Source organism: Amycolatopsis kentuckyensis, assembly GCF_002155975.1.
GTDB lineage: Bacteria > Actinomycetota > Actinomycetes > Mycobacteriales > Pseudonocardiaceae > Amycolatopsis > Amycolatopsis kentuckyensis.
In genome coordinates this window covers 1-13,664 of record NZ_MUMI01000006.1, presented here as the reverse complement: position 1 = coordinate 13,664, position 13,664 = coordinate 1, and the positions used below count along the sequence as shown (strand labels likewise).

Sequence of the window (13,664 nt, the reverse complement as noted above, 5' to 3'; positions counted from 1 at the left end):
GCGCGGGCGGCCCGCCGAAGCCCTGCGAGTAGCCGCCGGTCGCCGGGTCCCAGCCGGACACCTGGCCGGCCGCGTTCGGGTCCCAGGCCTGCTGGCCGTACTGCTGCGCGTTCGGATCCGCCCACGCCGACTGCTGCTGTTGTGCGTACGGGTCACCCCAGCCCGGCTGCGGGTTGGCCGGGAAACCGCCCGACGCCGGCGGGTAGCCCTGCTGCTGGCCGGGGTCCCAGCCCTGCGGGTACTGCTGCGTCGGGTACGGCTGTTGCTGCTGGTTGGGGTCCCACCCACCCTGCTGCGGGAAGCCGCCGGACGGTGGCTGCTGACCGTACGGGTTGGGCTGGCCGTACGGGTCGGGCTGGCCGGGCTGGCCCGGCTGAGGCGGGTAGGTCATCTGTCATGCCTTCCGGGCGCTGGTCTTCGTGCGCTTCCGACGTCCGGTGGCGGCGTGCGGTTCCCCCAGGGACGTGGCTGCAGCATTCTGCAAGCTCGGACGGTACGGCATGAAACCGGCTCCTGGATCGTGACGACGCGAAGCCGTCACGATCCAGGAGCCGGGCGGGGGGTGGGTCAGCCGTTGGCGAGGGCCTGGAGCCGGTCGTAGGCACCGTTGAAGGTGTCCTGGTCGAGCGGGCTCGAGGTGTACTGCCAGACGGTGTAGAAGCCCCAGTTGTAGGGCAGGGTGCCGACCGACGACGCGTACCGCGCGACCCACAGCGGGGCCGTGCTGGAGAAGTCACCGCTCACGCAGCTGCCCCACCAGCTCGCCGACGTGTAGATCACCGGGTACCGGCCGGTCAGGGCGTGGTAGGTGTCGTGGAAGTCGAGGATCCACGACGTCATCCCCGCCTTGCTCAGCCCGTAGCAGGTGGCGCCGTACGGGTTGTACTCCATGTCCAGCGCGCCGGGCAGGGTCTTGCCGTCCTTGGACCAGCCGCCGCCGTGGGCGACGAAGTACCGGGCCTGGGCCGCGCCGCTCGAGGTGTTCGGGGTGGCGAAGTGGTAGGCGCCGCGGATGAAGCCCTGGTTGTAGGAGCCGTTGTACTGCTGGGCGAAGTACGGGTTGGTGTAGTTGGTGCTCTCCGTGGCCTTGGTCCAGACGAACCGCTTGCCCTGGTTCCACCAGTTCGCCCAGTCGACGTTGCCTTGGTAGCTGGCGACGTCCATGCCGGCCACGGTGGCCAGCACCTGGCCGGGGATGGCCTGGCCGGGTTGCGGCTGCTGCGCCGCCTGCTGCGATTCCGGAGTCGACTTGTCGCCTTCGACGCGCCGGATCTGCGACCCCAGTTCGTGGTTGTTCTGTGCGATGTCCGCGTTGATCGCGGCCACGGGGTCGACTTCGGGGGAGAAGGTCGTCGCCTGCGCCGTGCTGCCGAGCAGGAGCAGCGTGGCCGGGACGACCAGGGCAGCGAACAGCCGCCCTCTTCGGGAGGTGGACATCGTTGAATCCCTTCACGGAAACCCTCGCGATGGACGACTTACTGCAGGTAGCCGCCCGAGCACGATTGTTGAGGACGAAGTGGCGTTTGTCACTCAGTTCCGTGAAATTGGGTATACGTGTGGGTGATTTTCCCGGGAAGAAGATCGTTAATTGGTGACGAGTTAACACCTATTATTGGACAGTTGCGCCGTTCAGCCGAGCGCCAGGGCCAGCAGCCGGTCCGCCGAGCCGTTGAACCAGTTCTGGTCGCCGGGCAGGGTGCCGCGGTCGGCGAACTGCCAGATCGTGTGCGTGCTCCAGCCGGACGGCAGCTCGCCGATGAAGGTGTTGTAGCGCGCGATCCAGAGCGGGCTGTCGCCGAACCCGCCGTTGTTCGCGGTGCACCGCTTCCACCAGTTCGTCGACGTGTAGATCGTCGGGGAGCGGCCGGTCGCCGCGCGGTAGGCGTCGGAGAAGGCGCGGATCCAGGCGACCATGCCCGCGGCGTCCTTGCCGTAACACGTTTCGCCGTAGGGGTTGTACTCCGCGTCGAGCGCGCCGGGCAGGGTCTTGCCGTCCTTCGACCAGCCGCCGCCGTGGGCCAGGAAGTACCGCGCCTGCGACGCGCCGTCGGAGATGTCCGGCCGCGCGAAGTGGTAGGCGCCGCGGATCAGGCCCGCCTGGTACGAGCCGTTGTACTGCTGCGCGAACTGCGGGTTCACGAAGCCGGTGCCCTCGGTCGCCTTGACGTAGACGAACTTGGCGCCCGCCCCCGCGGCGCCGGCCCAGTCGACCGGGCCCTGGTGCCCGCTGACGTCGTGCCCGAGCTGCTGGTCCGCTCCGCCGTACAGCACGTCGGGAGCTTCGCCGACGCCCTCGACCTCGGCGATCTGCGAACCCGCGTAGTGGTCCTCCGCACCCGCGTAGGGGTCGGCGGCCTTCGCCGGCGCCTGCCCGGCCACGAGCAGGACGGACGTGAGGACGGCGGCGAAGGGCAGCGAACGTCGTTTCACCCTCTTGCTCCCCACCGATCTCGTGAGACTTCTTCAGTCTCACCATGCACCGGCGTCGCCGGATCGGCGAGTCGATGATCACTCGATGGGGTGGGACCCGCAGGTCAGCGTCGCTCAGCGCCGCTCGTCGGCGATGGCCTTCAGCAGGTGCTCGGCCGGCACGACCGCCGTGATGAGGTCGTGCGGGTTGATCGCGACCGGGTGCCCGCCGAGCAGGTCGACGATGTCGCGGCCGACCACGGCCCGCGCGTGCGGCCACTCGCGCGGCACCAGCGACTTGCGGGTGTAGGCGGGCACCATGACCCGGCCGTCGGCGTTGTGGAAGCCGATCACGGTCCGCTGCACCGGCGACATCGCGTAGACGAACAGCGTCGCGTCGAGGACGACCTTCGGCAGGTCCGACGGCGGGCGGTGCTCGGTGCGGACCAGCTGCAGCAGGTGCTCGAGGTCGTTGGCCGGGTCCGGGAAGCCGAGCGCCTTGGGCGAGGGCCGGTACCGGTCGTTGGGGTGGAAGTCGGCGACGACGTCGCCGGCACCGTTCACCGGGTACGCGCCGACGACCGCCCACGACGGCACCGGGCCGTTCGGGTCGAAGGCCTCGTCGATGACGTAGAGCCAGCTGTTCGGGTTGGCGCGAGCGTTCGCGCGCATCTCCGCGGTGATCTCGGGCGTGCCGTGCTTGCCGGTGCGGCGTGCCTGCTGGCCTTCGCGCCGCGCGGCCCGGTTGTGCTTGCCGTGCCTGCCGGGGCGATCGGCTCCGCTTCCGGTGGGCTGCTGCGAAACCATCCGATCCGCCTCGTCCCGCTGCGCCATCGTCATCCCCATGTTCTCGGGTGTGCCTGCCAAGTCTTGGTGCGCCACTCTACTGTTTGCCCATGGCCTCTTCGCGTTCGGTCGACCCCGGACAGTTACGTGCGGCGGTGCTGGCGATTTCCCCGTGGTTGCAGGGCGATGCGCCCGATCCGGCGCGCCCGGAGCTGGCCGCGGCGGTGCGCCTGTCCCTGCGCGCGCTGGCGGCCGACGCACCGGGCCGGACGGTCGAGGTGCGGGTGCCGCCCTTCGCCGCGGTGCAGTGCGTGGAGGGGCCGCGGCACACGCGCGGCACCCCGCCGAACGTGATCGAGACCGACCCGCGCACGTGGCTCGAGCTGGCCACCGGGCGACTGGACTGGACCACGGCCGTGACCGACGGCCGGGTCTCCGCGTCGGGCTCGCGGGCCGACCTGTCGCACTGGCTCCCGCTGCTGCGTGTCTGAAGGGCTGTGCCGGTGGGGACCGGTGGTGCTTACGGCTTGCGGCCTATCCCGCCCGCGATGGTCCGCTGGGCCACGTTGAGGTCCTTGAGCCGCGGGCCGTCCGGCCACCAGTCGGCGCAGCGGACCACGCCCGGGGGCACCATTTCGAGACCGGCGAACAGGTCCTCGATCTGCTTCTGCGTCCGGAAGGTGCCCGAGCCCATCGGGCTGTGCAGGAAGAAGTCCTCCATCTTGCGGGCGGTCGCGGAGTCCTCGTTCTCCGGGTCGAAGAAGTGCGAGATCGCCACGAACGAGCCGGACGGCAGCGCGGCGACGTACTCCTTCATGATCTCCGCCGGCCGTTCGGCCGAGCCGTTGAAGTGGTGCAGCGTGCCCAGCTGGAGGAACGCGACCGGCTGCGAGAAGTCGATGTGCTGCCGGACGACCTCGTGCTCGAGGATCCGCTGCGGTTCGAAGATGTCCTCGGCGACGAAGTGGGTGTTCTCGTTCTCTTCGAGGAGGGCGCGGCCGTGGGCCAGCACCACCGGGTCGTTGTCGACGTAGACGACCTTGATCTCCGGGTTGATCCGCTGGACGACCTGGTGGGTGTTCTCGGCGGTCGGCAGGCCGGAGCCGCAGTCGAGGAACTGGGTGATGCCGGTCTGGCTGGCGAGGAAGCGGCAGGCGCGGATCAGGAAGCCGCGGTTTTCGAACGCGAGGTCCTGCGCCTCCGGGGCGGCCTTCTGCACCTTGTGCAGGACCTCCCGGTCGATCTCGTAGTTGTCCTTCCCGAGCAGGAAGGCGTCGTACACGCGCGCGATGCTTGCTCGGGTCGGGTCGACCCCCACGGGAACTCGTTCGGTGCGGGTCGCGGCGTCGGGCATCTTGAACCTCGCAAGTTCTGTGTCGAAAGTCTCGTACTCTACGTAGAGTAGGACTCCACACGCATGCGGTAAACCGGGTCACCTCTTTGCGCAGGACGGCCCAACGTGTACTTTCGGTAGTCGGGCTAGAACCCCCTGGTGACGTGAGCGCGGAAGGGCCGGGAATGAACGCGGTGAACGCGTCCGCAGGTGAACAGAACATCGGCCCGACGGCGCGCCGCATGATCCTGGGGTCGCAGCTGCGCCGGCTCCGCGAAGAGGCCGGCATCACCCGTCAGCAGGCCGGTTACAACATCCGCGGGTCCGAGTCGAAGATCAGCCGGCTGGAGCTGGGCCGGGTCGGCTTCAAGGAACGCGACGTCACCGACCTGCTGACGATGTACGGCGTCGACGACCCGACGGAGCGCAAGGCGTTCCTCGACATGGTCAAGCAATCGAACGAGCCGGGCTGGTGGCGGCGCTTCGGCGACACCATGCCGAACTGGTTCACCGACCTCGTCGGTCTCGAAGAAGCCGCCGCGCGAATCCAGATCTGGGAGCCGGTCTACGTGTCGGGCCTCCTGCAGGTCGAGCCGTACGCGCGGGCGATCTTCAGCCACGGCCGTCCGGAGATGGCCGACGAGCGGGTCGACCAGCTGGTCGCGCTGCGGATGCGGCGGCAGAAGATGTTCAGCAGGCCGGACGCGCCCCGCGTGTGGATGGTGCTCGACGAGTCGGTGCTGCACCGCCCGATCGGGGGCCCGAAGGTGCTCAAGCAGCAGATCGAATTCCTGCTCGAGATGAGCGCGTTGCCGCACGTGTCGGTCCAGGTGCTGCCGTACGCGAGCAGCGGGTTGTCGGCGGAACACGCCTTTTCGCTGTTGCGATTCGGTGAGCCGGAGCTGCCGAACATCGCCTACGTCGAGTACCTGACCGGCGCGCACTACATCGAGAAGCGCGAAGAGATCGAAAAGTACAGCCGCGCGCTGGACATGCTGGCGGTCGACGCGGAGACTCCGGAGCGCAGCCGGGCGATGCTCGCGAAGCGCCGCCAGGAGATCTAGAAAACCCTGGCCCGTACCCGATTCGGCGGTGCCGGCGGCCGTCCGGCGACCGGTAACTTGGCGTAGCGGTTAACCCATTAGGGCGAGTTCCTATCACCTGACAGGGTAACGCCGACCGGCTAATTCTTTACCGTCCGAGAACTTTGCAAGAAATTCTGCACGTGCATTTACCGCTGCAGGCACACGTGCTAGCCTCGGATACGCGGGCAAATGCACATGCAGATGCATCGTCCGGAAGGCTTTTCTGCTTCGAGAGGTGGGATCATGGCTGAGCGATTCGAGAACGGCGTCCCGGCTGATCGGCTGACCGGTGTCGAATGGCGCAAGGCGAGCTACAGCAACTTCAACGGCAACTGCGTCGAGGTGGCGCCGCTGTCCAACGGGGAGATCGCGATGCGCAACTCGCGGTTCCCGACCGGCCCGGCGCTCGTGTACACCCGGGCCGAGATGGCGGCGTTCCTGGCGGGCGCGAAGGACGGTGAATTCGACGATGTCCTCGGCTGAGGCCGTCGCCCCCGTCTCGGACATCGAAACCGGACTGCAGGAACTGGTGGCCCGCGGCTACCAGTTCGTCCACCCCGCCGACGAACGCGGTGAGGTCCTCGCGGTCGTCGGCGTGCGGGTGCACGACGACGTGGTGGACGTGGTCCGGCTCAACGCCGAGGACGACGTCGTGGCGACCAGGATGCCCGGCTCCGAGGAGAACATCTTCGAGCCGGAGCGGTGGCTGTGGCGCCGCCGCGGGGAAGGTGCGCAGGTGCTGACGGAGATCCTCGCGCTGCCGGATGCGTGCTAGACGTGCAGGCTTGCAGGCCCCGTCCGAAGTGGTCAGTGCCACGCCGGGCGGGGCTTCGCTCATGTCTGCACCGTCTACACTGAAATCGGCCTGACCACGTCTTCCCAGGAGCTCCTCGGTGGTTTCCGACCCGCAGCTCGTGTCCGACCAGCCCGAACCGGAACCCCGCGAGGAGTGTGGCGTCTTCGGCGTCTGGGCTCCCGGGGAAGAAGTCGCGAAGCTGACCTACTACGGCCTCTACGCCCTGCAGCACCGGGGCCAGGAGGCGGCCGGCATCTCCGTCTCCGATGGCTCGCAGATCGTGGTCTTCAAGGACCTCGGCCTGGTCAGCCAGGTGTTCGACGAGCAGATCCTGCAGTCGCTGCAGGGCCACATCGCCGTCGGCCACTGCCGGTACTCGACCACCGGCGCCGACGTCTGGGAGAACGCCCAGCCGATCTTCCGCACCACCGAGACCGGCAGCGGCATCTCGTTCGCGCACAACGGCAACCTGGTCAACACGGCGGAGCTGCGCGAACGCACCATCGCCGCCGGGCTCAAGCCGCACGCGGGCCTGACCGGCTCGTCCAGCGACTCCGACCTGATCTGCGGCCTGCTCGCGGCGAACGCCGCCGACAAGGGCATCGAGGCCGCGGCCATGGAGCTGCTGCCCACCCTCAAGGGCGCCTTCTGCCTGGTGTTCTCCGACGAGGGCACGCTCTACGCGGCGCGTGACCCGCACGGCGTGCACCCGCTGGTGCTCGGCCGGCTCGAGCGCGGCTGGGTCGTCTCGAGCGAGACGGCGGGCCTGGACATCGTCGGCGCGTCGTTCGTCCGCGAGGTCGAACCGGGCGAGCTGATCGCCATCGACGCCGAGGGCCTGCGGTCCTCCCGGTTCGCGAACCCGGACCCCAAGGGCTGCGTCTTCGAGTACGTCTACCTCGCCCGCCCCGACACCACGATCGCCGGCCGCGGCGTGCACGCCACCCGCGTCGAGATCGGCCGCCGCCTCGCGTCCGAGCAGCCGGTCGAGGCCGACCTGGTGATGCCGGTGCCGGAGTCGGGCACGCCGGCCGCGATCGGCTACGCGCAGGGCTCCGGCATCCCCTACGGCACCGGCCTGGTGAAGAACGCCTACGTCGGGCGCACGTTCATCCAGCCGTCGCAGACCATCCGCCAGCTGGGCATCCGGCTCAAGCTGAACCCGCTGCGCGACGTCATCCGCGGCAAGCGCCTGGTCGTGGTGGACGACTCGATCGTCCGCGGCAACACCCAGCGCGCGCTCGTCCGCATGCTGCGGGAGGCCGGCGCGCTCGAGGTGCACGTCCGGATCGCGTCACCGCCCGTGCGCTGGCCGTGCTTCTACGGCATCGACTTCGCGTCGCGGGCCGAGCTGGTCGCGAACGGCGTCGACACCGACGGCATCCGCCGCTCGATCGGAGCCGACTCGCTGGGCTACATTTCCCTGGACGGCCTGGTCGCGGCGACGGAACAGCCGAAGACGCGGCTGTGCACGGCGTGCTTCTCGGGCGAGTACCCGATCCCGCTGCCGGAGGACGCGCTGATCGGGAAACACCTGCTCGAAAGCCTCGACGCGGTCAATGGCGCGGCAACCCCCGTCAGCCCCGCCGGGTACGGTGCCGAAGACGCCGTCCGGCGTCCCTGAGTTCCTTCCAGTAGGGAGTCCGTCCACCGTGAGCGAGTCCACGAGCGCCACGTACGCCGCCGCCGGCGTCAGCATCGAGGCCGGCGACGAAGCCGTCGAGCTGCTCAAGCCGCACGCCGAGCGGGCGACGCGGCCCGAGGTCATGGGTGGCGTCGGCGGTTTCGCCGGGCTCTTCTCCCTGAAGCTGGACAAGTGGAAGGAGCCGGTGCTCGCGTCCTCGACCGACGGCGTCGGCACGAAGATCGCGGTCGCGCAGGCCCTCGACAAGCACGACACGGTCGGCATCGACCTGGTCGCCATGGTGGTCGACGACCTGGTCGTGACCGGCGCCGAGCCGCTGTTCCTGCAGGACTACATCGCCGTCGGCAAGGTGCACCCGGAGAAGATCGCCGCGCTGGTCGGCGGCATCGCCGAGGGCTGCGTCCGGGCCGGCTGCGCGCTGCTCGGCGGCGAGACCGCCGAGCACCCGGGGCTGATGGGCGAGCACGACTACGACATGTCGGCCACCGGCGTCGGCGTGGTCGAGGCGTCCCAGCTGCTCTCGCCGGAGAAGGTCCGCCCGGGTGACGTCGTGCTGGCCCTCGGCTCGTCGGGCCTGCACTCCAACGGCTACTCGCTGGCCCGGCACGTCCTGCTGGACATCGCCCGGATGCCGCTCGGCGGGCACGTCGAGGAGTTCGGCCGCACCCTCGGCGAGGAGATGCTGGAGCCGACGCGGATCTACGCGAAGGACTGCCTGGCGCTCGCCGCCGAGACCGAGGTCCGGACGTTCGCGCACATCACCGGCGGTGGCCTGGAGGCCAACCTCGCCCGCGTCATGCCGCGCGGCCTGGTCGCCCGGCTCGACCGCGGCACCTGGACGCCGGCGCCGGTGTTCGCGCTGATCGGCCAGCGCGGCAAGGTCGAGCGGGCCGAGCTGGAGAAGACGTTCAACATGGGTGTCGGCATGGTCGCGATCGTCGGCGCCGAGGACGTCGACCGGGCGCTGGCCATGCTGACCGCGCGGCACGTCCCGGCGTGGGTGCTCGGCGACGTCCAGCCCGCCGAAGACGTCGACGGCCCGCGCGCGGTGCTCTCGGGCGACCACCCGAGGTTCTGAAACGCCCTTGCTCGCGGCTGTCACACTTGAGGTGTGGCAGCCGAAGACGTGGTGGTCGGCTCCCGGTTCACGATCCCGGGAGCCGAGTTGAGCGAGCGCTTTTCGCGCTCGTCCGGCCCGGGCGGCCAAGGCGTGAACACCACGGACTCGCGGGTGGAGCTGTCCTTCGACGTCGCCGCGTCGCCGTCGATCCCGGAGCACCTGCGTGACCGGGTGCTGACCGGGCTCGGCTCGCGGCTGGTCGACGGCGTCCTGACGATCGCCGCCAGCGAACACCGCTCGCAGCTGCAGAACCGCGAGGCCGCCCGCGGCCGGCTGGCGAACCTGCTGCTCGACGCGTCGGCGCCGCCGCCCGCCAAGCGGCGCCCCACGAAGCCGTCCCGCGGTTCGAAGGAACGCCGCCTGGCGTCGAAGAAGCGCCGGAGCGACGTGAAGAAAGGCCGCTCCGGCCGCTTCGACGACTAGGGCAGTGACAGGTGCACGCACTCCCCGGCCGGCCGGTAGCCGACGCGGGCGTAGACGTTGCCGATCCCCAGGTCACCGGGGGTGAGGAACGCCGTGTGCGCGCCGGCCTCGTGGACCGCGCGGGTGAGGTGCGCGGTGAGCGCCGCCGCGATCCCGCGGCCGCGGTACGGCTCGAGCACGGCGATCCCGGCGATCTCGGTGGTGCCGTCGACGATTTCGAGCGCGAGCCCGCCGCCGATCACCGTGCCGGAGACGACGTCCTCCGCCAGGAGGTGCCGCACGCCGGTGCCGGCCTGCAGCTGTTCGACCTCTTCGGCACCGATCTCCGCGGGTTCGCCGAACGCCGTGTTCTGCGCCGACCGCATGCGCCGGAAGTCCTCGCCGGACTCCGGTACGCGCAGCCGGACCCCCGCCGGAGTCGGCTTGTCGACCCGCTCGACCGGCGCGCACGTCATCAGCGGCACCCGCCGTTCGAGCTCGTACCCCGCCTCGACCAGCAGTTTCTCCAGGTCGGGAGCGATGTCGGTGAAGTACTCCAGCCGCGGGAGCAGGTCCCGCCGCCGGTAGGCCGCGGTCAGCGCGTCGATCTCGGCCGCCGTCGGCTGCGCGCCGTCGTCCGGGATCGCGTAGTTGAGCATCGGGTGCGGGGTGCCCGGCGAGTAGGTGGCGAGGAACGGGCCGACCCGCTCGGTCTCCCGGCCGGTTGGCGCGGTCGTGCGGACATAGGCCTGAATGGCGGACATGTGAGCCTTTCGAAGAGCACGTCAAGGAACCGCAGCCCCGGAACGGGCATGCGGGCTGGTCGCTGGGCGTCGGCCTAGCGGGGGCCGACGCCGGAGACGGCGCCAGGCATAGGCAGTCATTCCTTGAACTCGAAGCGGCTCTTCCCGGCCATGGTCGCACGGCCGGCAACCGGTTTACTGGCGTTCCGGATGCGCGATGGCCGCGTAGCGCGTGTCCCACACCGATCTCGGCACCCGCAGCCTGAGCGTCGGAGCTTCGCAGATGGTGCGGCGCGGCAGCGGGATCGCCACCGGCACCGGCACCGGCGGTGTCACGTCCAGCGCGCGCCAGCCCCGGCGGCTCAGTGCCGCGCCGAGCGTCGCGCCCGCCGTGTTGAGCAGGACGTCGTCGGCCGACGTCACGCGCCCGGTGTGGATCAGATATTGCGTACCTTCCACCAGCACGGACGCGATCAACGCGGCCAGCGCGACCCGGAGCAGCGCCCGCAGGCGGCGGATCCGCAGCGGGAGCAGTGCGCCGAGCGGGCCGAGCAGCAGGACGTTGCCGATCACCTGCCAGAGTGATCCGCCGCTGCTGAGCGCGGCGGCGACATCGGCGCCCGGCACGAGGTCCAGCGTGCTCTCGGCGGAACCGCCGACAGGCATCGTGACCAGGCAAAACACCAGGAAGGCGACGAGGGTGGCGGCGCAGTCGGCGGCGGCCGTCGCGCTCGCGCGGCGGGCGGCCATTCTCCGGCGGCGCCTCGCCGCGAGCAGTGGCCAGCCGAGCAGCGCGTACGGCAGCGCGATGGCCGAAATCGGAATCATCCCCCAGAAGGCGCGCAGCAGAGCTCCCATGCGCTTCCCTTCTCGAACCCCTCAAGATCTTCGGTGCGCAAAGATGAACGACCCCTAGCAAGATCACCTTCGCATCACAAGATCGACTCGGCATTCCGAGCGGACCGCACTATTCGGTGATCTTTCCGGTGGCGCCGTTTGTTCGGGCGTGGTTCGGTCAGGGGGCACACTGTCCACAGTGGATGCTGTGGACAACCCTGTGGATGAATTCCGGGGAAAACTGTGAAAGCGTTGTGGCGCAAGGGAAGGCCGTGAAACCGCCCTGTGTACTACTTCGCGGCCAGTTCGCGCGCCTGCTCCAGCAGCACCTGCAGGTGGAGGCCGCGCCGGACGTCGCAGGGGTGCGCCGTCGTGCCGCTCGCGATCATCGCCGCGAAATCGTCCAGCAGCGCGGTGTAGGACTCCTGAGCCGAGCCCGGTTTGCGCCCGAGCGTCCGGTAACCGTGCTGGCCCCAGACCGCGACCTCGACGACGGTCGGTTGAACCGGCAGCCGCAGCGAGAGCGTGGCCGTGCTGATCACGCCGCCCTCATGCGCCAGCATCAGGTGCCAGAGGTCGCCGGGGCTCTGCCGGGCAGCCACCACCTCGGTGATCGGGCCGAGCGCGGCGTCGAGCATGTCGAGGGCGTGCGGGCCGATGTCGTACAGCGCGCCGCCGTCGTGCTGCCGCCATGCGGAGGTGGCGTACTGGCCGCCGAGCAGCGCGCCGGACAGCCAGCGGGCCCCGCCGCCCGCCCAGCCGCCCGCCTGCGCGAGGCCGGCGAGCCACTCCTGCGTCTGCGCGGAGTACCGCAAGGTCAGCACGACGAGCGCGGCCACGTCGGCGGCCGCGACCGCGTCGGCCAGCCGGCGCGCGCCGTCCAGGTCGGCGGCGATCGGCTTCTCGAGGATCAGGTGCTTCCCGGCCTCGGCGGCACGGACGCCCAGCTCGGCCTGGATCGACGGCGGAACGGCGAACGCCACCGCGTCGACCTGCTCGAACAGCTCCTCGACGCTGCCGGCGGTGGCCGCGCAGTGCGTCTCCGCAAGCGTTTGCGCCGCCTCCGGCCGCCGGGCCCAGACCGCGGTCAGCGCCGTGCCGGGGTGATCCGCCAGTCCGGGCGCGTGGATCGTCGTCGCCCACGGGCCGGCGCCGATCAGGCCGACGCGCAGCTGTCCGTCCGCGATGAGCTGTCCCACGGCCCGCAGTCTAGGTGTGTCCCGCGTCGCTCCGGAACCGCACCTGCGGCGGGCACCGGCCTGGTTAAAGTGCCTGCATGATCGCCTCCCGCTTCGCCGTCGTCTGCGCTCTCCTGTTCGGCGCCGCCTTCGTGGGCGCCGCCCCCGCTTCGGCGGCGGGCACCGACGGGGCCTGCCCGGACGGCGGCGGCGTGACGGTGGTCGTCGACTTCGGCGACCTCGGGCCGCAGCCGCTGATCCGCTGCGCTGCCGGCACGCCCGCGAACGGCATCGCCGCCCTGCAGGAGGCCGGGATCGAGGTGGCCGGGTCGCAGAAGTACGGCCTCGCGGTGGCCTGCCGGATCAACGGCCAGCCGGGCCCCGACGTCGAGTCCTGCGCGGGCATGCCGTCGGCGACGGCGTACTGGAGCTACTGGCACGCCGCCGCCGGGAGCAGCTGGACGTCGAGCCAGGAAGGCGCCAAGACGGCGAAGCCGGCCCCGGGCGGGTTCGAGGGCTGGGCCTTCGCGCGACCGAAGTCGGCGAACGACCTGCCCACGCCGCCGCGGGTGCCGCCGGCGCGCCAGGTTTCGTCGCCGGCCCCCGCTCCCGCCCCCTCCGCCGAGGGGTCGTTCCCATGGGGCCTGGTGCTCGGGGCGGCCGTGATCGTGCTGGTCGGCGGCGCCGCGATCGTCGTCGCCCGGCGCCGGCGTGCCCAGTAGGGCGCTGCACCCCGGCGCCTGGTGGGCCTGGGCGCTCGCGCTGGCCGTCGCCGCCAGCCGGACGACGAACCCGCTGCTGCTCGGCCTGATCATCGCGGTCGCCGGGTTCGTCGTCGCGAACCGGCGCAGTGACGCGCCCTGGGCGCTGGCGTTCCGGCTGTACGTCTACGTCGGCGCGCTGATCGTCGCCTCACGCGTGCTGTTCCGGATCCTGATCGGCGGCGACGACGGCGGGCACGTGCTGTTCACGCTGCCCCGGATCCCGCTCGCCGCCGGGTTGTCCCTGTTCGGGCCGACGTCGGCGGAGGAGCTGCTCGGCGGCTTCTACGACGGCCTGCGGCTGGCGACGATGGTCGTCTGCGTCGGCGCGGCGAACGCCCTGGCCAACCCGAAACGCCTGCTCAAGGCGGTTCCGGGCGCGTTGTACGAGGTGGGCACGGCGGTGACGGTGGCGTTGACGGTCGCCCCGCAGCTCGTCGAGAGCGTGCAGCGCGTGCGGCGGGCCCGCCGGCTGCGGGCGGGCTCCGGGCGCGGGCTGCGGGCGGTCAAGGGCATCGTGGTACCGGTGCTGGAGGACGCGATGGACCGGTCCCTGCGGCTGGCGGCCG

16 protein-coding genes and 1 pseudogene are annotated in these 13,664 nt (G+C 70.7%); 9 read left to right on the top strand and 8 right to left on the bottom strand.

The annotated features are described in order from the left end of the window. The 4 genes and pseudogenes from CCN39_RS00690 to CCN39_RS00675 form a co-directional block, all read right to left on the bottom strand. Window positions 1-391 (bottom strand): annotated as a pseudogene (locus CCN39_RS00690) (hypothetical protein); the annotation flags it as partial. A gap of 176 nt (window positions 392-567) precedes the next feature. Beyond that, window positions 568-1,437, bottom strand: coding sequence for a lysozyme (locus CCN39_RS00685; protein WP_086837862.1), 870 nt, complete (start codon window positions 1,435-1,437; stop codon window positions 568-570). A 192-nt stretch (window positions 1,438-1,629) separates the two neighbouring features. Continuing rightward, window positions 1,630-2,430 carry a lysozyme gene (locus CCN39_RS00680; RefSeq protein ID WP_086837861.1) on the bottom strand — a complete coding sequence of 267 codons (801 nt, stop codon included), beginning with the start codon at window positions 2,428-2,430 and terminating at the stop codon, window positions 1,630-1,632. A gap of 114 nt (window positions 2,431-2,544) precedes the next feature. Continuing rightward, window positions 2,545-3,249 carry a type VII secretion system-associated protein gene (locus tag CCN39_RS00675; protein ID WP_086837860.1) on the bottom strand — a complete coding sequence of 235 codons (705 nt, stop codon included), beginning with the start codon at window positions 3,247-3,249 and terminating at the stop codon, window positions 2,545-2,547. 56 nt (window positions 3,250-3,305) lie between these two features. Between CCN39_RS00675 and CCN39_RS00670 the strand changes: the two genes are divergently transcribed. Continuing rightward, window positions 3,306-3,686 (top strand): sterol carrier family protein, encoded by a 381-nt coding sequence (locus CCN39_RS00670; protein WP_167454936.1) that lies wholly within the window; start codon window positions 3,306-3,308, stop codon window positions 3,684-3,686. A 29-nt stretch (window positions 3,687-3,715) separates the two neighbouring features. Here the strand turns inward: CCN39_RS00670 and CCN39_RS00665 are convergent, their stop codons facing one another. Continuing rightward, window positions 3,716-4,513, bottom strand: a complete 798-nt coding sequence (locus CCN39_RS00665) for an SAM-dependent methyltransferase (protein WP_167454937.1) — start codon at window positions 4,511-4,513, stop codon at window positions 3,716-3,718. Window positions 4,514-4,713: 200 nt separating this feature from the next. Here CCN39_RS00665 and CCN39_RS00660 point away from each other — a divergent pair, with 200 nt between their 5' ends. From CCN39_RS00660 to arfB, 6 genes are all read left to right on the top strand, one after another. Continuing rightward, on the top strand, window positions 4,714-5,592 hold the full coding sequence (locus tag CCN39_RS00660) for a Sco1979 family transcriptional regulator (RefSeq protein WP_086837857.1): 879 nt from the start codon (window positions 4,714-4,716) through the stop codon (window positions 5,590-5,592). Window positions 5,593-5,856: 264 nt separating this feature from the next. Continuing rightward, complete coding sequence (locus CCN39_RS00655) at window positions 5,857-6,096, top strand: DUF397 domain-containing protein (protein WP_086837856.1); 240 nt, start codon at window positions 5,857-5,859, stop codon at window positions 6,094-6,096. Further along, window positions 6,083-6,388, top strand: a complete 306-nt coding sequence (locus tag CCN39_RS00650; RefSeq protein ID WP_086837855.1) for a hypothetical protein — start codon at window positions 6,083-6,085, stop codon at window positions 6,386-6,388. The genes CCN39_RS00655 and CCN39_RS00650 overlap by 14 nt, the downstream gene beginning before the upstream one ends. 118 nt (window positions 6,389-6,506) lie before the next feature. Then, on the top strand, window positions 6,507-8,033 hold the full coding sequence (gene purF / locus CCN39_RS00645; RefSeq protein WP_086837854.1) for an amidophosphoribosyltransferase: 1,527 nt from the start codon (window positions 6,507-6,509) through the stop codon (window positions 8,031-8,033). Between the two features lie 28 nt (window positions 8,034-8,061). After that, entirely contained in the window at window positions 8,062-9,132 is a 1,071-nt protein-coding gene (purM, locus tag CCN39_RS00640) for a phosphoribosylformylglycinamidine cyclo-ligase (RefSeq protein WP_086837853.1), read from the top strand. 48 nt (window positions 9,133-9,180) lie between these two features. Continuing rightward, window positions 9,181-9,597: an alternative ribosome rescue aminoacyl-tRNA hydrolase ArfB gene (gene arfB, locus CCN39_RS00635; RefSeq protein ID WP_086837852.1), complete on the top strand. Its 417-nt coding sequence runs from the start codon at window positions 9,181-9,183 to the stop codon at window positions 9,595-9,597. Here arfB and CCN39_RS00630 read toward each other — a convergent pair. From CCN39_RS00630 to CCN39_RS00620, 3 genes are all read right to left on the bottom strand, one after another. Then, window positions 9,594-10,340: a GNAT family N-acetyltransferase gene (locus CCN39_RS00630; RefSeq protein ID WP_086837851.1), complete on the bottom strand. Its 747-nt coding sequence runs from the start codon at window positions 10,338-10,340 to the stop codon at window positions 9,594-9,596. The genes arfB and CCN39_RS00630 overlap by 4 nt on opposite strands. A 174-nt stretch (window positions 10,341-10,514) precedes the next feature. Continuing rightward, window positions 10,515-11,177, bottom strand: coding sequence for a VanZ family protein (locus tag CCN39_RS00625; RefSeq protein WP_086837850.1), 663 nt, complete (start codon window positions 11,175-11,177; stop codon window positions 10,515-10,517). Between the two features lie 269 nt (window positions 11,178-11,446). Continuing rightward, complete coding sequence (locus CCN39_RS00620; RefSeq protein WP_086837849.1) at window positions 11,447-12,355, bottom strand: Gfo/Idh/MocA family protein; 909 nt, start codon at window positions 12,353-12,355, stop codon at window positions 11,447-11,449. A 77-nt stretch (window positions 12,356-12,432) separates the two neighbouring features. Between CCN39_RS00620 and CCN39_RS00615 the strand changes: the two genes are divergently transcribed. Next, on the top strand, window positions 12,433-13,056 hold the full coding sequence (locus tag CCN39_RS00615) for an SCO2322-related protein (RefSeq protein ID WP_086837848.1): 624 nt from the start codon (window positions 12,433-12,435) through the stop codon (window positions 13,054-13,056). After that, window positions 13,046-13,664 (top strand): CbiQ family ECF transporter T component (locus CCN39_RS00610; protein ID WP_279629552.1); only part of this gene is annotated, 619 nt, incomplete at its 3' end. The genes CCN39_RS00615 and CCN39_RS00610, both read left to right, overlap by 11 nt.